This is a genomic window from Glycomyces sp. NPDC046736 (assembly GCF_040645615.1).
Taxonomy (GTDB): Bacteria; Actinomycetota; Actinomycetes; order Mycobacteriales; family Micromonosporaceae; genus Glycomyces.
Genome location: NZ_JBEYYO010000017.1, coordinates 1 through 18,367 on the forward strand (window position 1 = coordinate 1; position 18,367 = coordinate 18,367).

General features: G+C 70.3%; 17 protein-coding genes. 8 read left to right on the forward strand and 9 right to left on the reverse strand.

The window, feature by feature from the left end:
• From AB0B28_RS16745 to AB0B28_RS16775, 7 genes are all read right to left on the reverse strand, one after another.
• The coding region (locus tag AB0B28_RS16745; protein WP_360121723.1) for an LLM class flavin-dependent oxidoreductase at window positions 1–1,440 on the reverse strand (1,440 nt) is incomplete at its 3' end.
• Window positions 1,437–2,195, reverse strand: coding sequence for an ABC transporter ATP-binding protein (locus AB0B28_RS16750; RefSeq protein ID WP_360121725.1), 759 nt, complete (start codon window positions 2,193–2,195; stop codon window positions 1,437–1,439). The genes AB0B28_RS16745 and AB0B28_RS16750, both read right to left, overlap by 4 nt.
• Window positions 2,171–3,034, reverse strand: coding sequence for an ABC transporter permease (locus AB0B28_RS16755; protein ID WP_360121727.1), 864 nt, complete (start codon window positions 3,032–3,034; stop codon window positions 2,171–2,173). The genes AB0B28_RS16750 and AB0B28_RS16755 overlap by 25 nt, the downstream gene beginning before the upstream one ends.
• A complete protein-coding gene (locus AB0B28_RS16760) occupies window positions 3,031–4,098 on the reverse strand; it encodes an ABC transporter substrate-binding protein (RefSeq protein WP_360121729.1) in 1,068 nt (355 codons plus the stop codon). The genes AB0B28_RS16755 and AB0B28_RS16760 overlap by 4 nt, the downstream gene beginning before the upstream one ends.
• Before the next feature lie 29 nt (window positions 4,099–4,127).
• Complete coding sequence (locus tag AB0B28_RS16765) at window positions 4,128–4,637, reverse strand: flavin reductase family protein (protein ID WP_360121731.1); 510 nt, start codon at window positions 4,635–4,637, stop codon at window positions 4,128–4,130.
• Window positions 4,634–5,173, reverse strand: a complete 540-nt coding sequence (locus AB0B28_RS16770) for an NAD(P)H-dependent oxidoreductase (protein ID WP_360121733.1) — start codon at window positions 5,171–5,173, stop codon at window positions 4,634–4,636. The genes AB0B28_RS16765 and AB0B28_RS16770 overlap by 4 nt, the downstream gene beginning before the upstream one ends.
• 309 nt (window positions 5,174–5,482) lie before the next feature.
• On the reverse strand, window positions 5,483–6,043 hold the full coding sequence (locus tag AB0B28_RS16775) for a winged helix-turn-helix domain-containing protein (protein WP_360121735.1): 561 nt from the start codon (window positions 6,041–6,043) through the stop codon (window positions 5,483–5,485).
• A 276-nt stretch (window positions 6,044–6,319) separates the two neighbouring features.
• Between AB0B28_RS16775 and AB0B28_RS16780 the strand changes: the two genes are divergently transcribed.
• Window positions 6,320–6,775, forward strand: coding sequence for an Rrf2 family transcriptional regulator (locus AB0B28_RS16780; RefSeq protein WP_360121737.1), 456 nt, complete (start codon window positions 6,320–6,322; stop codon window positions 6,773–6,775).
• Between the two features lie 79 nt (window positions 6,776–6,854).
• On the forward strand, window positions 6,855–8,045 hold the full coding sequence (locus AB0B28_RS16785) for a glutamate-cysteine ligase family protein (protein WP_360121739.1): 1,191 nt from the start codon (window positions 6,855–6,857) through the stop codon (window positions 8,043–8,045).
• A gap of 148 nt (window positions 8,046–8,193) precedes the next feature.
• Here the strand turns inward: AB0B28_RS16785 and AB0B28_RS16790 are convergent, their stop codons facing one another.
• The gene (locus AB0B28_RS16790; protein WP_360121741.1) at window positions 8,194–9,381 is read right to left on the reverse strand and encodes an ROK family transcriptional regulator; all 1,188 of its coding nucleotides are present in this window, start codon (window positions 9,379–9,381) and stop codon (window positions 8,194–8,196) included.
• A gap of 281 nt (window positions 9,382–9,662) precedes the next feature.
• Here AB0B28_RS16790 and AB0B28_RS16795 point away from each other — a divergent pair, with 281 nt between their 5' ends.
• The 6 genes from AB0B28_RS16795 (at window position 9,663) to AB0B28_RS16820 (ending at window position 17,121) form a co-directional block, all read left to right on the forward strand.
• Window positions 9,663–11,072 (forward strand): extracellular solute-binding protein, encoded by a 1,410-nt coding sequence (locus tag AB0B28_RS16795; protein WP_360121743.1) that lies wholly within the window; start codon window positions 9,663–9,665, stop codon window positions 11,070–11,072.
• Window positions 11,073–11,190: 118 nt separating this feature from the next.
• On the forward strand, window positions 11,191–12,174 hold the full coding sequence (locus AB0B28_RS16800) for a sugar ABC transporter permease (RefSeq protein WP_360121745.1): 984 nt from the start codon (window positions 11,191–11,193) through the stop codon (window positions 12,172–12,174).
• A complete protein-coding gene (locus tag AB0B28_RS16805; RefSeq protein WP_360121747.1) occupies window positions 12,171–13,256 on the forward strand; it encodes a carbohydrate ABC transporter permease in 1,086 nt (361 codons plus the stop codon). The genes AB0B28_RS16800 and AB0B28_RS16805 overlap by 4 nt, the downstream gene beginning before the upstream one ends.
• 72 nt (window positions 13,257–13,328) lie before the next feature.
• Window positions 13,329–14,678, forward strand: coding sequence for a GH1 family beta-glucosidase (locus tag AB0B28_RS16810; RefSeq protein WP_360121749.1), 1,350 nt, complete (start codon window positions 13,329–13,331; stop codon window positions 14,676–14,678).
• A 237-nt stretch (window positions 14,679–14,915) separates the two neighbouring features.
• Window positions 14,916–16,034 carry an SPFH domain-containing protein gene (locus tag AB0B28_RS16815; protein ID WP_360121751.1) on the forward strand — a complete coding sequence of 373 codons (1,119 nt, stop codon included), beginning with the start codon at window positions 14,916–14,918 and terminating at the stop codon, window positions 16,032–16,034.
• 25 nt (window positions 16,035–16,059) lie between these two features.
• Window positions 16,060–17,121 carry a hypothetical protein gene (locus AB0B28_RS16820; RefSeq protein WP_360121753.1) on the forward strand — a complete coding sequence of 354 codons (1,062 nt, stop codon included), beginning with the start codon at window positions 16,060–16,062 and terminating at the stop codon, window positions 17,119–17,121.
• Window positions 17,122–17,143: 22 nt separating this feature from the next.
• Here the strand turns inward: AB0B28_RS16820 and AB0B28_RS16825 are convergent, their stop codons facing one another.
• Entirely contained in the window at window positions 17,144–18,169 is a 1,026-nt protein-coding gene (locus tag AB0B28_RS16825; RefSeq protein ID WP_360121755.1) for a LacI family DNA-binding transcriptional regulator, read from the reverse strand.
• Window positions 18,170–18,367 lie beyond the last annotated feature (198 nt).

Genomic DNA, 18,367 nt, shown 5'->3' on the forward strand with positions numbered 1-18,367 from the left:
CTCAGCGCACCCGCCGGGAGTAGAAGTTCTGGGCACTGACCATGGCCTCGTAGTCGGCGAACGCGCGGTGCACCATGTCGTCGTCGAGGCCGTAGTCACCGCTGCCTGCACCGCTTCGGCTCGCCTCGGGTTCTCGGGGCGGGAGAGGCCGTAGTGGTCCCTGAGCGTGGTGCCGGTGTACTCGGTGCGGAATCTGCCCCGGTCCTGGAGGATCGGGACCACTCGGTCCACGAAGGACTCCAGGCCCGCCGGGAGCACCGGAGGCATGATGTTGAAGCCGTCCGCAGCGCCGTCGTCGAACCAGTCGAGGATCGCGTCCGCCACCTGCTCGGGCGTGCCGGTGAAGGTCCGGTGGCCTCGGCCGCCGCCGAGACGGCCGATGAGTTGGCGCACCGTCAGGCGCTCGCGCCGGGCCAGGTCCACGATCAGCGTGTAGCGGCTCTTCGCGCCCTCGATCTCGTCCTCGCCCGGCAGGTGCTCGGGCAGCTCGCGATCCAGATGCAGCTCAGAGGGATCGAGCTTGAGCTGCTTCGCGATGTTGTTGAGCGCGTACTCGGGCACGATGAGTCGGTCGAGTTCGGCCTCCAGTTCCCGCGCCTCGGCCTCGGTGTCGCCGAGCACCGGGACGATGCCCGGCAGCACCAGCACCGCCTCCGGGTCGCGCCCGGCCGCCTTCGCGCGGGCCTTGATGTCGGCGTAGAACGCCTGCGCCTCTTCCAAGGTCTGCTGCGCGGTGAAGATCGCCTCCGCGTGGTTGGCCGCGAACGCCCGCCCGTCCTCAGAGGACCCCGCCTGCACGAGCAGCGGGTGCCCCTGCGGCGAGCGGGGCACGTTCAGCGCCCCGGCGACCTGGAAGTGCTCGCCCTCGTGTCCGGCCGGGTACAGCAGCCGGTCGTCGCCCCACAGCCCGGACTCCTTGTCCGCCAGGACGGCCGAGTCGTCCCACGAGTCCCACAGCTTCTTCGCGACTTGGAGGAACTCCTCGGCCCGCGCGTATCGCGACGCGTGCGAAGGCAGTTCGTCCAGGTTGAAGTTCCGTGCCGCGTCCAATGTGGCCGTAGTGACGATGTTCCACCCGGCCCGGCCGCCCGAGAGGTGGTCGACCGACGCGAAGCGCCGCGCCAGGTTGTACGGCTCGTTGTACGTGGTCGAGGCCGTGGCGATGAGCCCGATCCGCTCGGTCTGCGCCGCGATCGCCGCGAGCACCACCGTCGGCTCCAGCGACCCCGAAGGCCTGCGGCCGATCGTGCCCCACAGCGAGGGCGAGTCGGCGAAGAAGATCGAGTCGAGCTTCCCGCGCTCGGCGATCTGCGCGAGCCGCGTGTAGTGGCGGATCGAGGTCGACGAGTACGGGTCCGATTCGGGCAGCCGCCACGAGGCCTCGTGGTGGCCGGTGCTCATCAGGAACGCGTTGAGGTGCAACTGCCTCTGATCGCTCATGCTTCCTCCTGTGTGATCTCGGCCCCGCCGGAGAGGCCGAGCGCTTGCAGCAGTTCGGTGCGGATCTGCGCGAACCGCGGATCGGACGGGTCGCGCTGCCCGTCGAGGTCGATGCGCACCTCGGTGCGCACATGGCCCTCGTCGAGCACCAGCACCCGGTCGGCGAGGACGATCGCCTCGTCCACGTCGTGGGTCACCAGCAGCACCGCGGGCCGGTGCCGCTCGTACAGCGCCCGCAGCAGGCCGTGCATCTTGATGCGAGTGAGCGCGTCCAGGGCCCCGAACGGCTCGTCGGCCAAGAGCAGTTCGGGTTCGCGCACGAGCGACCTCGCCAGCGCCACGCGCTGCTGCTCGCCCCCGGACAGCTCGCGGGGCCAGGCCCGCTCCCTTCCGGCCAGGCCGACCTCGGCCAGCGCGACCTTGCCGCGGGCCTTCGCTCCCGGCCCGCCCAGGCCCAGGACCACGTTCCCCAGCACCCGCTGCCACGGCAGCAGCCGCGAGTCCTGGAACACCACCGAGACCTGTTCGGGCACGACCACGTCGCCGGTCCCCGACGCGTCCTGGTCGAGCCCGGCGAGGGCCCGCAGGAGCGTCGACTTGCCCGAGCCCGAGCGCCCCAGGAGCGCCACGAACTCGCCGGACTCGATCGTCAGGTCGAGCCCCGAGAGCACCGGCCGGTCGTCGGTGAAGGAGCGGTGCAGGTCGCGGATCTGGACCGCCGCGGTGGCGGTCAGTCCTCCAGCGTGCGTCGCCATGACAGGACCCTCCTTTGGATGACGCGGACGATGGTGTCGGAGACGAGGCCGAGCAGCGCGTAGAGCACCAGCCCGACGATGATGATGTCGGTCTGACCGTAGGTCCCGGCCAGCAGCATCATGTAGCCGATGCCGCTGGTGGCGTTGACCTGTTCGACCACGACCAGCGACAGCCACGACGAGGTCACCGCGAAGCGCATGCCCAGGAAGAACCCCGGGAGCGCGCCGGGCAGGACCACGCGGCCCAGGAACGCCGAGTGCCGCAGCCGCAGCGTCTCCGACAGCTCGGCGTACCGGCCGTCGATCGAGCGCAGCCCGTTGTGGGTGTGGATGTAGATCGGGATGAGCACCCCGAGCGCGATCGTGATGATCTTCATCCGCTCGTCGATGCCGAACCACAACAGCAGCAGTGGCAGCAGCGCGAGGTTGGGGATGGACCGCTTGATCTGCACCGGCCCGTCCACGACCGCCTCGCCCCACCGGCTCAGCCCCGACACGATCGCCAGCACGAGCCCGGCGAGCACCCCGAAGGCCAGGCCGAGCGCGAAGCGCCGGGCCGAGACGAGCAGGTCGGGGCCGAGCCGCCCCGACTCCCACAGGTCCCACCCGGTCTCCACGACAGTCCAAGGGGCCGTGAGGATCCGCGGGTCGATCCAGCCCTGCGCCGAACCCCACAGCCACACCCCGAGCAGGAGCAGCGGACCGATGAGGTACCCGAGCGGAATCGGCTTGCCCGGCCCCAGGCGCCGCTTCCCGCGCGGCTTCGAGGCCCGCCCGCTGGCGGCCTCGTCATGCGGCGGCGCGCTTTCGCGCACCGGTTTGGCCTCTACGGCGGTCATGACGCGCCTCCGTCGCCGTACTCGGCGATGCCCTCGTTGACCAGCTGCTCGAACCGGCGGTCGTAGATGTCCTCGGCGTCCAGCACCGGGTTCCCGGTGCCCTCGGCCACGACCTCGATGGTCTCCTGGTGGCGCTGGATGGTCTCGTCCCAGTTCTCGGGGAAGTCCGGCTCGCCCTCGCGGTCGAACAGGTACTCGCCGTCCTCGAAGGGCAGGCCCTCGTGGTCGACGTACCAGGCCTGGATCCACTCGTCGCGGTTGGCGCGGGTCCACAGCTTCGCCGCGCCCCACAACCTGACGTACTGCGCGATCGCGGCGGCCTTGTCGGCGTCCTCGAGGACCTCGACGGGCGCGTACAGCGTCCACGGGTCGTCGCGCAGGCCGTGCGGGATCGTGGTCGCCCCGTCCACGCCGTACTTGTTCAGATAGGACTTCACCTGCGTGCCGCCGATCGGGGCCACGTCGACCTCCCCGCCCGCCAGCGCGTTCGAGTAGGTGTCGGCGGTGCTCGGCAGCTCCACCAGTTCCACGTCGTCCTGGGCCAGCCCGGCCGCGTCCAGCACCCGCAGGATCAAAGCGCCCTGCGCCTGCCCCGGGGAGTACGCGATCCGCTTGCCGCGCAGGTCCTCCAAGCTGGTGACGTCGACCCCGGGGGTGATCCCGAGCTCGTAGATCGGGTGGTCGATCGGGTCGATGCGCCCGGCCGCGGCCACGATCTTGGTCGGCAGGCCGGTCCAGTTGGTGTGGATCGGGGGGATGTCGGCCACCGAGCTCAGGTCGAGCGACTTGGCGCGGAACGCCTCGGCCGACTTCGGGCCGCCGGAGATGTTGGCCCATTCGACCTCGAAGTCCAGCAGGGTCACCAGGCCCGAGAGCTCGAAGGCGAGTTGCTGCGCGGGGTCGCCGATCACGATCTTGGTCCCGTCCGGCACCGCGGTCGGGAGGTCGGCGTCGGCCGAGAGGAGGGGGCCCTCGGGCTCGTCGGAGCAGGCCGCGAGCGCCGCCAGAGCGGCGACGGCGGGCGTGCCCGCGAGCAGGGTGCGTCGAGTGGTCTTGGATGACATGGGGACTGGCCTTTCGGATGGGTGGGGGTTCATGCGAGGGGAGCGGCGGCGCAGTAGCCGCCCGCGTGGTAGACGAGCGGATCGTGGGACCCGCCGGTTTCGGCGTCGACCACGAGCGCGAGCACCACGTGGTGGTCGCCGGCCTCGATGCGGTCGGTGACCACCGCGCGCAGGAACGCGGGGGCGTTGTCGAGCACCGGCTCGCCCGACTCCAGCCGCGACCACAATGTCGCGCCGCCGAACCGGTCGATCCCGCTGGTGGCGAACCGGGTCGCGATCTCGTGCTGGTCGGCGGACAGGAAGTTCACCGTGAGGCTCCCGGCCTCGCGGATCGTCGGCCACGCCGATGAAGTCGAGGCGATCGCGAACGAGACCAGCGGCGGGTCGAGCGAGACCGAGGTCAGCGAGGTGGCGGTGAACCCGGCCGGACCCTGACCGGCGTCGGCGCAGATCACGGTGACCCCGGCGGGGTGGCCGCGGAACAGGGCCCGGAACACGCCGGCCCCCACCCGCTCCTCGACGTGCGCTCCGGCGCTCATGCCGCCGCCCCGATCGGCTCGCGGCCGAGCACCCCGGCCACGACCGGCAGGTGGGCCTCGGCCCACGCGGCGATCTTCTCGTCCAGTTGCGGCAGTTCGGATTCGCGCAGCGTCAGCGACGGCACCGGCAGGCTCGCACCGAGTTCGGCGAGCACCGGGCGCAGCTGGAGGTCGGCGAGGAACCGGTGCTCGGCCGAGGCCGCCACGGTCACCGGGACGACCACGGTGCCGCTGAGCGCCTGCGGCGGCAGCTGGTCGAGGAACAGTTTGAGCAGGCCGGTGTAGCTGGCCTTGTATACCGGGGTGCCCACCACGAGCACCCGGCCCGAGCGGACCTGGCCGAGCGCGTGCTCGAAGCCCTCGTGCGGCGGCTCGATCCCGTCGAGGTACAGCTCGGCGAGGTCGATCGAGGTGTTGCGCGGCTCGGCCCCGAGCCCGGCCGCGATCGCCGCGGCCAGGGCCTCGGCGGTGGTGAGGGTGCGCGAGAGGCGCTTGGGGTTGCCGACCACAGTGGTCACGGCGGAGGTGGAGGTCACGATGCAGTCCTTCCAATGGGTAGCGTGCAGAGGCGCGCCCGATCGGGGCACGCTGAATCCTGGGGCGGACCCTGAACGGGCCCTTCGGGATCGGTGCTTTGCAGAAGCGTCCGGCTATGCGATTGCGGCGTCGGGGACGCAGGGGGGACCTGCGCGCCCGACTAGCGCATTCGGCGGGACCGCTGGAGGATGCGGAGACAGAGGGCGCTGGCGGCGCGCATCTGATCGATCTCGCGCCGCCGCGTCAGAAGGCTGGCGGACGTCATGACCACAACGTTAGCAGTATTCCTATAGAAATACTAGGAATTCTTAGATGTTGAGAAGCCGGTCTTCGGCGGGGGAGATGCCCGCGGCCGCGCGGTACTCCACGTCCTTGCTGCGGGTGAACCGGTAGCCCACGCCGCGCACGGTGGCCACGAGCTCGTCGAACTCGGCGAGCTTGGCCCGCAGGCGCCGCACGTGGACGTCCACGGTGCGCCCGGGCAGGCCCGTGTCCGGGGTGTCCCAGACGTACTGGAGCAGTTCGGGTCGGGTGTGGACCATCCCGGGGTAGCGCGCCAGGAACGCCAGGAGCGCGAACTCCAGGCGCGTGAGGGCCACCGGCTCGCCGTGGATGCGGACCTCGCGGCCCGGCACGTCGATCACAAGTGCCGCGGTCCGCTCGGCCTCGACCGGGAGCTCGATCGCGGAAGGGAGCTCGTCGGCGGTCATCGCGACGCGGCCCCCGCCCTGGGCGAGGACCCCGAGGGCCGCGGTGAGCCGCCGCGCCAGACGCGGGTCGTCGGCCGGGATCTCGACGGTGACGGTGATGGTGGCGAGTCCGCCTCGGCGGTGGACCGGGGGACGGGTGCGGGTCTGGACGGGAGTCATGGCGGCGCCTTCGCGTTCGAGTGTTCGGTGGAGTTCCCGGGGCGGGCAGCGTCGGCGGCGGTGCGCTTTCGTCGGATCAGTGGAGCGCGGCGCCGGTGCTGCCCGGGCGACACAGGTCCGATTCGGCGTGGGCGTAGTCGATGTGGCGCCTGCGCGTCCATATCGGCCGCGCCGGTTCGCTGATGCGGTTCACCCCACGACTATATCCTATCTATCAAGTAGGATTCAAGAGTACGAGTTCGATATGCCCCAGATCTCACGAAGGAGTCGATCGCGATGCAAGTATCGGCACGCGGCGAATATGCCGTCCGCATCTCCGTCACGCTCGCAGGCGGCCATCCGCGCACCATCTCCGCCAATTCGCTCGCCGCGGCCCAGGAGCTGCCGCGCAAGTTCGCCGAGGTCATCCTCGGCGACCTGCGCCGGGCCGGCCTGGTCGACTCGGTCCGCGGCGTCGAGGGCGGCTACCGCCTCTCCCGTGCGCCCGAGGACATCTCGGTGGGGGAGGTCCTGCGCGCCGTCGACGGCCCGCTCTCGGAGATCCGCGGCCGCCGTCCGGAGGAGACCAGTTACGAAGGGGACGCGGTGAACCTGCCGCGGCTGTGGGTCGCCGCGCGCGCGGCGGTGCGCTCGGTCTTCGACGGCGTCTCGCTCGCGCAGGCGGCGACCGGCGAGTTCCCTTTGCGTGTAGCGGAACTGACGGCGGAGGACGACGCCTGGATGCCCCGCTGAGGTTGCGCGCCGGGCTCGCGGGCCGTAATATCCATATATCCTATTGAGAAGATAGGAATACCTGGCCTTGGAGGTCCGCATGTCCGACGCCCCGCCGCTCTCCATCGAGGCCGCCTTCGAACACGCGGCGTCCCAAGGGTTCGGGCCCAACGCACGCGGCCGCGTCGGCGCCGAGGTCGAATGGCTGGTCTCCAGCCCGACCGACCGGCGCCGCCGGCCCGACCCCGAGTCGGTGCGGGCGCTGCTCGCGGCCAAGGACGCCTTGCCGCGATGTACCCGGCTCAGCTTCGAGCCCGGTGGCGCGCTCGAACTGAGCACCGAACCCGAAGCGAGCGTGCGGGAGGCCTTCGACGCGCTGGAGACCGACCGCACCCGCATCGTCCGGGCGCTCGCCTCCGCCGGGCTCGAACTGCTCGGCCTGGGCCTCGACCCGGTCCGCCTGCCCCGCAGGGTGCTCCGCACCGAGCGCTACCAGGCGATGGAGGAGTTGTTCGACCAGGACGGCCGCGCCGGGCGCTGGATGATGGCCAACACCGCCTCCGTCCAGGTCTGCCTCGACACCGGTCCCGACGAGGCCGCGATCGCCGAGCGCTGGACCCTCGCCCACCGCCTCGCGCCCGTGCTCGTCGCGGCCTTCGCGAACTCCCCGCTGCGCCGCGGCGAACCGAGCCAGTGGCGCTCGACCCGCCAGCACGTATGGGCCGCAATCGATCCCAGCCGATCCCTGCCCGTGGGCGGCGACCCGCGCGAGGCCTGGGCCCGGTACGCGCTCGACGCCCGCGTGATGGCCCTGCGGGGTCCCGGCCGCTGGACCGTCCCGCGCGGACTGACCTTCCGCGACTGGATCGCCTCCGGGACCCTGCGGCCGCCCACACTCGACGACCTCGACTTCCACCTCACGACGCTGTTCCCACCGGTGCGACCGCGCGGCTCCTACCTCGAACTGCGCATGATCGACTCCCAGCCCGGCCGCGACTGGATCGTGCCCCTCGCGCTCGCCGCCGCGATCTTCGACGACCCGCACGCGCGCGAGATGGCCCGCGAGGCACTCGAAGCGCTGTGGCACCGCGCATCCGAACGCGAGCTCTACCGCCGCGCCGCCACCGTCGCCCTCGGCGACGAAGCGCTGGCCCGGGCCACGAAGGCCTGCTTCGACGCCGCCCTCGACGTCCAGACCGACCCCGCCCTCGAAGCCTTGCTCGAACGCTTCACGGCCGCATTCATCACCAGGTCCCGGACAAGGGCCGACGACCTGGTCACCGCCCGCTAGCGGCGGTCGAGCCGTTCGTGTGGGCGAACGAGCGCACGCAGGCGACGCTCCCGAGCGCGGTCGCGGTCCACATGCGATGCTCGTGCCCGTAGTGGTCGAGCGGCCGACGCGTCCAGTCCTTGCGGCAGTCGGGTGCGCTGGCCCTGAGTCAGGCTCGGCCGTCGAGGAATCTCTCGATCACCGGGGTGGCCGCCCCCTTGGCCACCGCATCGGGTCCCAGGCGCCCGGGAACTATGCGGGCTGTCGCGAAGGGCTGGCCCAGCGCGTACGACTCGGCGGCGGCCTGGATGTCGGTCAGGCGCCTGCCCGCGAGCATGAGGCCGGCCCAGCCGCCGATCACGATGAGTTCGGGATTGAACAGGTTGAGCAGGTCGGCCAGGCCCGCGCCGAGGTACTCGATCGTCTCGTCCACGACCGCCACAGCGGCGGGGGAGTCGTCGTCGAGGAGCCGTTCGAGCGCGGCCTCCTCGCCGCCCTCGGGCAGCGCGACCACGCCCGTGGCCGTCAGGTACCGGTCGAGAATCCCCTCAGCCCCCACATATGCCTCCAGGCACCCGCGCCCGCCGCAGCGGCAGTGGCGCCCCGCGACCTGCATCGTGGTGTGCCCCCACTCCCCGGCGCTGGAACCGGCCCCGCGGTAGAGCGCGCCCCCCGCCACGATGCACGAGCCGACCCCCGATCCGATCAAGGCGATCACCGCGTTGTCGGCCCCGTTGCCCGCGCCGAACCACAGTTCGGCCTGGCCGAGCGTCATCGCGCCGTTCTCGATGTGGACCGGCAGCGGGTCGAGCCGCTCCATGAGCATGCGGCCCAACGGGACCGCGTCCCAACCGAAGGTCTTGGCGTGGATCACGCCCTCGGGCCCGTACTCGATGATCCCGGGCATCCCCACGCCCACGCCGAGCACCGGCACCCCGTTCGCGGCCGTCAACACCTCCTTGACGCCCGAGACGATGTGCTCCACGACCGTGGCCGGGTCGTGGCGGCCCGGGTCGAGCGCGTAGCGGGCCTCGGCGTGCTCGTTGAGTTTGAGGTCGAGCAGCTCGACCCGCACCTGGGTCTCGCCGACGTCGACGCCCACCACCCGGGCGTGAGCGGGGTCGACCTCCAAGAGGATTTGCGGCCTGCCGCCGTCGGACTCGACCTTCCCCGCCTCGCGCAGGACCCCGTCGGACAGGAGCTCGGCGGTCACGTTGCTGATGGTGGCGATGCTCAGATTGGTGAGCGGGGCCAGGTCGCGGCGGGTCAGCGGTCCGTCGAAGTACAGGCGGCGCAGCAGGCGCATGCGGTTGCCGAGCTTGAGGTCCCGCGTGGTCTTGTGCCGGGGGCGTTCCATCTGTTCACCAGTCCGTGTCGTTATCGGTCCGCGTCCATGCCGTTATGTCGGGGAGATTGACGGCATGAGTCCAACTACTTAATCTAAGTCTTAGTGTTAAGTCGTGTACGACTCAGCAAGCGTACCTCCGGTGCGCTGGCCGGTCGCACCGAACCACACGTCCCGCGGTCTCGATGGGAGCCGCGGGGCCCCGAAACTCGTTGCCACACCACAAAGGAACCTTCCAGAAAATCCCTCCCGAGCTGCCGAAGTGCCGGTCCGCTCGTAACAAGGAGCATCCTATGAGGATCACACCTCCCCTCCGCGGTCGCGGCATCGCCGCCGCCCGCGCCCTCGCGGTGGGCGCAGCCGCCGCGCTGCTCGCCACCGCGTGTCTCGACGGAGGCGGTTCCACCGCGTCCGACCGTGTAGAGATCCGCTGGTTCGTCGGAATGGGAGCGGGCTCGGACGCCCCGACCATCCCCGCCCAGGAAGCGATCGTCGAGGAGTTCAACGCGAGCCAGGACGAGATCAAACTGGTCCTGGAGATCGTGGACGCCGACCAGGCCCCGAACATCCTCTCCACCCAGATCGCCACCGGCGACGCCCCGGACATCGTGGGCCCCATGGGCATCCGCGGACGCTCCACCTTCCCCGGCGCGTGGCTCGACCTGACGCCGTACATCGAGAAGAACGACTACGACCTCACCGACTTCGACCCGGCGCTGGTCGACTTCTACCGCATCGAGGAAGAGGGCCAGATCGGTCTGCCGTTCGCGGTCTTCCCCTCGTTCATGTACGTCAACCTCGACCTCTTCGACGAGGCCGGGCTCGCCTATCCGCCCCAGGAGTACGGCGCCCCCTACGTCGACGCCGAAGGCACCGAGCGGCCCTGGGACATCGAGACCATGACCGACCTGGCCAAGCAGCTCACCGTGGACGCCGAGGGCAACGACGCGACCAGCCCCGACTTCGACGCGAGCAACATCGTCCAGTTCGGCTTCGGCAACATCTTCGCCGACATCCGCGCCCAGTCCACCCTGTTCGGCGCGGGCAGCTTCGTCGACGCCGAGGGCAACGCGCAGATCCCCGAGGCCTGGGCCGAGGCCCAGCAGTGGTACTACGACGGCATGTGGAAGGACCACTTCATCCCGAACGGTCCTTACGGCGACTCCGACATGCTCAACGCCGGTTCCTGGTTCGAGTCGGGCAACCTCGCGATGGGCAACACCCACCTGTGGTACGCGACCTGCTGCATGGCCGGGTTCGAAGGCAACTGGGACATGGCCGCGGTGCCCTCCTACAACGGCACCACGACCGCGAAGCTCCACGCCGACACGTTCTCGATCACCAAGAACACCGCGCACCCCGACGAGGCGTTCGACGTGCTCACCTACCTCATCGGCGACGCCGCGCAGGAGCTGACCACCACGTACGGCGGCATGCCGGCGCGCATCAGCCTCCAGGACGGCTACTTCGACCTCGTGGGCGAGGCCAACTTCGCGGGCCAGGACATCAACTGGGACACCGCCGTCGAGGGCATGAGCCACGTGGACAACCCCTCGCACGAGGGCGGCATGCCGAACTTCCTCGAATCGGAGGCCGTGCTCGCCGAGTACGCCACCCGCTTCACCCAAGAGGACGGACTCGACATCGCGGCCGAACTGACCGCGCTGCAAGCGGACCTCCAAGCGGTATTCGACGCCGCCTGAGCCCCAGGGCTCAACGATGCGGACCCGCCTTGACCCGGGTCCGCGCGCCGGGCGGGACTCCCGATCCCGCCCGGCGCCCCTCAGCGTCGAATCCGCCTCGAAAGGAACGCCTACTCCCATGACCGACTTCACCGATGCGGTGCTCGCCACCGGTCGGAAGCGACGCGGGAAGTCCTCCCGCCCCGCCAGTCCGATGCAGCGCCGCGAAGCCCGCTGGGGCTACGCCTTCATCAGCCCCTGGATCATCGGCTTCGTCCTGTTCTGGGCCATCCCGATCGGCGCCTCGCTGGTCTTCTCCGTCCTTGACTTCCAGCTCACCGACCCGGGGGCCACGACCTTCGCGGGCGGCTCCAACTGGGAGCGGGCCCTGTCCGACCCCGACACCTGGACCTCCCTGGCCGCCACGTTCCGCTTCACGGTGCTCTTCTTGCCCCTGAGCCTCGTGGTCGCGCTCGGCCTGGCCCTGCTCCTGAACTCCAGGCACCTGCGCATGGTCGGCCTGTTCCGGCTCCTGTTCTACATGCCCTCGATGATCCCGCTGGTCGCGGGCATCCTCATCTGGCAGCAGGTCCTCAACCCCCAGACCGGCTGGGTCAACAAGCTCATCGGCCTGACCGGCGTCAACGCCACCGGCGCGGACGGCATCCGCTGGTTCGACAACCCGGTGCTCGTGCTCTTCGCGTTCAGCTTCATCGGCCTGTGGGGCATCGGCAACGCGATGGTCATCAACCTCGCCGGGCTCCAGGGCATCCCCACCGAGCTGTACGAGGCCGCCGAGATCGACGGCGCGGGCTGGTGGCGCCGCCTCCGCAGCATCACGCTGCCGCTCTTGTCCCCGGTCATGTTCTACAACCTGGTGATCGGCTCGGTGCTGATCCTCCAGTACTTCGTGGTCCCGTGGGTCCTCTTCGGCGCCACCGGACGCCCGCAGGGCGCGAGCCGCTTCATGCTCATCCACTTCTACCAAGAGGCCTTCGTGTTCGGGAACATGGGTTACGGCGCCGCGCTCGCCTGGTTCATCTTCGTCGTCGTCGCGGTCTTCACGGTGCTCTTGTTCGGCACCTCCCGCTACTGGGTCCACTACGGAACGGAACGCTCGTGAACGCGACTCAAGCGAACCCCGAGAAGCCCGCGCTCACCGAGGCCGCCGTGCGGCGCAAGCGCCGCAACATCCTCCTGGCCGGGTGCACCACCCTGGGCGCGCTCCTGCTCGCGCTCATCTTCCTCATGCCGCTGGGCTACGGCGTGGCCACCGCCCTCAAGGACAAGAACGGGGTCTCCGACCCCAACTCGGGCGTGCTGCCGGTGTCGTCCCTGACCTTCGAGTACGAAGGCAAGGAACTCGACATCTACACCGTCCCGATGCCCGACGGCGAGACCCGCGAGCTCGCGCTCGTCTCTCCCGGACGCGAGTCGAGCGTCTTCGTCGACCCCGAGAACCCCGGCGCGGGGACCATCGACTGGGAGGGCCGCTGGCGGACCCTCACGCCGGTCCAGGGACTCGACCCGCAGTGGGGCAACTTCGAGGAGGCCTGGAACGCGATCTCGTTCCTGCGCATGACCGGCTGGACCATGCTGTACGCCGTCAGCACGGTGATCCTCACGGTGGTCTCGTCGGCGATCGTGGCCTACGGCTTCGCCCGCTTCAGGTTCCCCGGCCGCGGCGTCCTGTTCGGCGTGCTCATGGTCACGATCCTGCTGCCGCCGGCGGTGACCCTGGTGCCGAAGTACGCGGTGTTCCTCCAGATGGGCTGGGTCGGCACGTACCTGCCGCTCATCGTCCCGCACCTGTTCGCGAACGCGTTCAACGTGTTCCTGCTCAGGCAGTACTTCCTCACGATCCCCAGGGAGCTGGAGGAGGCCGCCCGCATCGACGGGGCCGGTCCGATCCGGACCTTCATCCGGGTCATCGTGCCGCAGGCGTTCCCGGCCCTGACCGCGGTGAGCCTGTTCCACTTCTTCTACGCCTGGAACGACTTCTTCGAGCCCCTGCTGTACCTGGCCGGGAACCGCGAGATCGTGCCCATCGGCGTGGGCCTGAGCTACTTCAGCGGCGTGTACAACTCCGAGCCGCACCTCATCCTCGCCGCCGCCCTCCTGGCGCTGGTCCTGCCGGTCGCGATCTTCCTCGCGGCGCAGCGGGTCTTCGTCAGAGGCATCGTCGTCACCGGCGTGGACAAGTAGCGGCGTCGCAAGACCACCGACCGGCACGTGGCCGCACCCCGGCCGCACAACCACCTCAGCAAGGAGCACACCATGACCACGTCCCCCTTCCCCGAAGGCTTCCTCTGGGGCGCCTCGACCGCGGCGTACCAGATCGAGGGCGCGGCCGACGAGGGCGGCCGCGGGCCGTCCATCTGGGACACCTTCTCGGCCACCCCCGGGAAGACCCGCGACGGCGACACCGGCGAGGTCGCCTGCGACCACTACCACCGCTGGCGCGAGGACTTCGCGATCGCCGAGGACCTGGGCCTGAAGGCCTACCGCATGTCGGTGTCCTGGGCCCGCCTCCAGCCGACCGGCCGCGGCGACCTCAACCCCGAGGCCGTGGCGTTCTACCGCGAGCTCCTGGCCGACCTGCGCGACAAGGGCATCCGCTCGGCGGTGACCCTCTACCACTGGGACCTGCCGCAGGTCCTGGAGGACGAGGGCGGGTGGCCGGTGCGCTCGACCGCGGAGTGCTTCGGCGACTACGCCGCCCGCACCGCCGCGGCGCTGGGCGACCTGGTGGACGAGTGGATCCCGATCAACGAGGCCTGGTGCGCGGCCTTCCTCGGCTACCACGCGGGCGTCCACGCCCCCGGCCGCCAGGACCGCGTGGCCGCGCTGCGAGCCGCGCACCACCTCAACGTGGGCCACGGCCTCGCCGTCGCCGCGATCCGGAACGCGGTGCCGGGAGCCAAGATCGGCTCGGCGGTCATCATGACCGACATCGAGGCCGCCAGCGACGAGCCCGCCGACGTGGAGGCCGCGCGCCTGTCCGACGGCTGCGGCAACCGCCTGTTCCTCGACCCGCTGTTCCGCGGCGAGTACCCCGAGGACATGCTGCACCACTTCGCCCCGACCGGCGCGTTCGACACCGTGCTGCCCGGCGACATGGAGCTGATCGCCTCGCCGCTGGACTTCGTGGGCGTCAACCACTACCACCGCTTCACCGTGGAGGCCGACCCGTCCGACGAGCACCTCGGGGGCCGCAACCTCCCCCCGCGGGGCCCGGTGACCGGGTTCGACTGGGAGATCAACCCCGACAGCCTCCGCCGGGTCCTGGAGCGGCTCTCGGCCGACTACACCGACCTGCCGGTGTACATCACCGAGAGCGGCGCCTCCTTCGAGGACGAGGTCAGCGCGGACGGCTCGGTGAACGACGCCGACCGCGTCGACTACCTCGACGGCTACTTCCGCGCCGCCGGGCGCGCGATCGAGAAGGGCGTCAACCTCCGCGGCTACTTCGTGTGGTCCCTGCTCGACAACTTCGAATGGGGCGAGGGCTACTCCAAGCGCTTCGGCCTGGTCCACATCGACTACCGGACCCAGCGGCGCACCCCCAAGTCCAGCGCCCACTGGTACAAGAACATCATCGCCACCAACGGCGCGGCATTGGGCTGAAACCGAGCGCGGGGGCGGGTCCGGACACCGGTCCGGGCCCGCCCCCGCGCGGTGCGCGTACCCCGTCCATGGCAGCACTCTTGTAACGTGGGTGCACCGGCCCGATCACCGATACGCCCGCTGACCTGGCTCTCAATCCGTGCAATGCCCGCAAAGGCCCCGAAGGCCGACGGATCGAGCAGGCGGCCCAGGCGCAGCGGCGGCCGGAAACGTACCCGACGACAGACAGGACCGCGCATGGGATTCTTCGACGGCATCCGCGGGGAGTTCATCGACATCATCGAGTGGACCGATGATTCCCGCGACACGATGGTCTGGCGATTCCCCCGCCACGACAACGAGATCAAGATGGGCGCGCAGCTGGTGGTGCGCGAGTCCCAGTCCGCGGTGTTCATCAACGAGGGCAAGCTCGCCGACGTGTTCGGCCCCGGCATGTACACCTTGGAGACGCGCAACCTCCCCATCCTCTCGACCCTCAAGGGCTGGAGGCACGGCTTCGACTCCCCGTTCAAAGCCGAGGTCTACTTCGTCAACACCCGCCAGTTCACCGACTTCAAATGGGGCACGAAGAACCCCGTGCTGGTTCGCGACCCCGAGTTCGGGGCCGTGCGCATCCGCGCGTTCGGCGCCTATGCGATCCGCGTGACCGACCCGGCGCTGCTGCTGCGCGAGTCCGCGGGCACCGACGCCCACTTCCGCACCGACGAGATCGAGTCGTGGCTGCGCGAGAAGGTCGTCTCGGCCTTCGCCCCCGCGATCGCCTCGGCCCGAATCCCGGTGCTGGACATGGCGATCCACCAGGACCAGATCGGCCAGCAGCTCAAGTCGTCGATCTCCGAGCAGCTGGCCCCGCTCGGCATCGAGGTCTCCTCGTTCACCATCTCCAACATCTCCCTCCCCCCGGAGGTCGAGGAGGCGATCGACAAGCGCGCCTCCATCGGCGTGATCGGCGACCTGGGCGCGTACACCCAGTTCCAGGCCGCGAACGCGCTGGAGGACGCGGCCAAGAACGGCGGTGGCGCCGCCGATGCGATGAGCCTTGGCGCGGGCATGGCCGTGGGCAACCAGATGGCCGCGAACATGGCCGCGCAGCAGCAGGCCCCGCAGCAGCCCGCCCAGGCCGCGGGCCCGCCGCCGCTCCCGGGGACGGCCGCTCCCCAGTGGTACCTCGGTCTCGGCGGCCAGCAGGCCGGGCCGTTCGACGTGCCGGCCCTCCAGCAGAAGGTCGCCTCAGGCGAGCTCACCCGCGACGTCCTGGCCTGGAAGCAGGGGCAGGCCGCCTGGGCGCCGGCCGGGGAGGTCCCCGAGCTGTCGGGCCTGTTCGCCATGCTCCCGCCGCCCCTGCCCCCGCAGTAAGCCACCCCTCGAACTGGAGACGCCCGTGTCCAATCCGGCCCCTGTCAGCCATCAGACCTATCCGTGCGCCGACTGCGGGGCGCAGCTTCAGTTCGCGCCCGGGACGACCGCGCTGAGCTGTCCCTACTGCGGCGCCCAGCAGCAGATCGCGCCGCAGCAGCGCAAGGTCGTCGAGCACGCCTACAGCGAGTTGGGGGAGAAGACCCGCCGCGATCCCGCAGACGCTGCGCCGAACCTGTTCGTGTGCACCGGTTGCCGTGCGCACACCGAATCCGACGCCTGGTCGGACGTGTGCCAGTTCTGCAGCGCGCCGGTCGTCGCCGACCAGTTCGACCCCGACCTGGTCGCCCCCGAGGCCGTCGTCCCGTTCAAACTGGACAAGAGCGGCGCCCGCGAGGCGCTCAAGGCCTGGGTGGCGAGCCGCTGGTTCGCTCCCAACGCGTTCAAGAAGGTCAGCGAGGCCGAGTCGCTGAAGAGCACGTACCTGCCGCACTGGACCTGGGACGCCGACACCACGAGCACGTACCGCGGCGAGCGGGGCGAGCACTACTACGTCGAGCGCGACGGCAAGCGCGAGCGCAGGACCCGCTGGCACCGCGCGCACGGCACGGTCAGGCGCAGCTTCGACGACGTGGTCGTGCCCGCGACCTCCCACGTCGCCGGGGACCACCTGGACGACCTGGCGAAGGACTGGGACACCTCGGCGGCCCAGGCCTTCCAGCCGCAGTACCTCTCGGGGCACTTCACCCAGCGCTACGAGGTCGGGCCCGAGCAGGGCCTCGAAGCCGCGAAGCAGAAGATGGCCCCGGTCATCCGAAGCGACGTCAAGCGCGACATCGGCGGCGACGCGCAGCGCATCCACCAGGTGGACACCGTGTACGGGAACCTCACTTACAAGCTCCTGCTGCTGCCGGTCTGGCTCCTGGCCTACCTGTTCAACGGCAAGACCTGGCAGGTCCTCGTCAGCGGCCAGACCGGCCGGATCGAGGGCGAGCGGCCCTGGAGCGCCTGGAAGATCACCTTCGCGGTCCTCGCCGCGCTCATCGTCCTCGCGGGCGTCGTCTACCTGCTCTACACCAACCAGTAGTCCGGGATCGCCGCCGCGCCGATCAGGTCGCGGGCGGCGGCGCTGCCGTGTCCCTTTCGATGAGCTTGACGCTCAGGGAGGTCGACTGGGCGGGGCGGGGGTGGCCCGCCAGGTGGTTCATCATCAGGCGCACGGCTTCGGCGGCCTTGCCGGGGAGGTCCTGGGCGATCGTGGTGAGCTTCGGGGTGACGTGGGCGGCGATGTCGGCGTTGTCGTAGCCGACGACCGAGACGTCGCCGGGGACCGAGCGCCCGGCCGCGGCGAGGCCTTCGACCAGGCCGATCGCGAGGAGGTCGGCGGTGGTGAAGACCGCGGTGACGTCGGGGCGCTCGGCCGCGAGGCGGCGGCCGTGGGCCGCGCCGTCGGCGTAGGAGATCTCGACAGTGGACACGAGCTCGGGGTCGAACTCGATGCCGCTCTCGGCCAGCACCTTCCGGTAGCCCTCGAAGCGCTCGCGGACCACGCCGGTGTCGGAGAACCCGGGCCCGGCGAACGCGATGCGCCTGTGGCCCAAGGACACCAAGTGCCGCACGGCCAGCTCGGCACCGCCGAAGTCGTCCGAGCGCACCTCGAGCGCGAGCGGGTTGGCCGAATAGGAGTCCATCGCGACCAGCGCCACGTCGCCGATGGCTCCGGCGTCGAGGCGGTCGATCTCGGCGTCCTGGAAGCCCAGCAGGATCGCCCCGTCGAGGTTCCAGGACTTGAGCGCCTCGGTGATCTCGGCGCGGTGGGCGATGCCGCGCAGCATCAGGTGGTAGTCCAGGCGCCGCAGCTCGCGCTCCAGCATGCCCACGACCTCCACGGTGTGCGGGTCGATCGTCAGGCTCGCCTCGCCGGCGGCGGGCACGAGCAGGCCCACCAGGCGCGAGGAGCGGGCCGCGAGGCTGCGGGCCGAGGCGCTGGGCACGTAGCCGCGGTCCTTGACGATGCGCATGATCCGCTCGCGCGTCGCCGCCGACACCCTGGCCTGCTTGCCGTTGACGACATTGGACACGGTCATGAGGCTGACGCCGGCCTCTGCGGCGATGTCCTTCAGCGTGACGGCCAACGGGGCTCCTCTCGGGTCGCTTGCCTGGGGCGGCGCGAACGGCAAACGTTCTCGGTTCAAGTGTTCGACATCCGCCGTTGACAAGTGTGACATCAAAGGTCTAAGCTTCCGACCTAGGTATAGCGCTAAACCTATCATGCGCTGGGGATAGACCATGCCCCAGAGCCCGATTTGCGGCGCGTCGACGACGAACGGAGC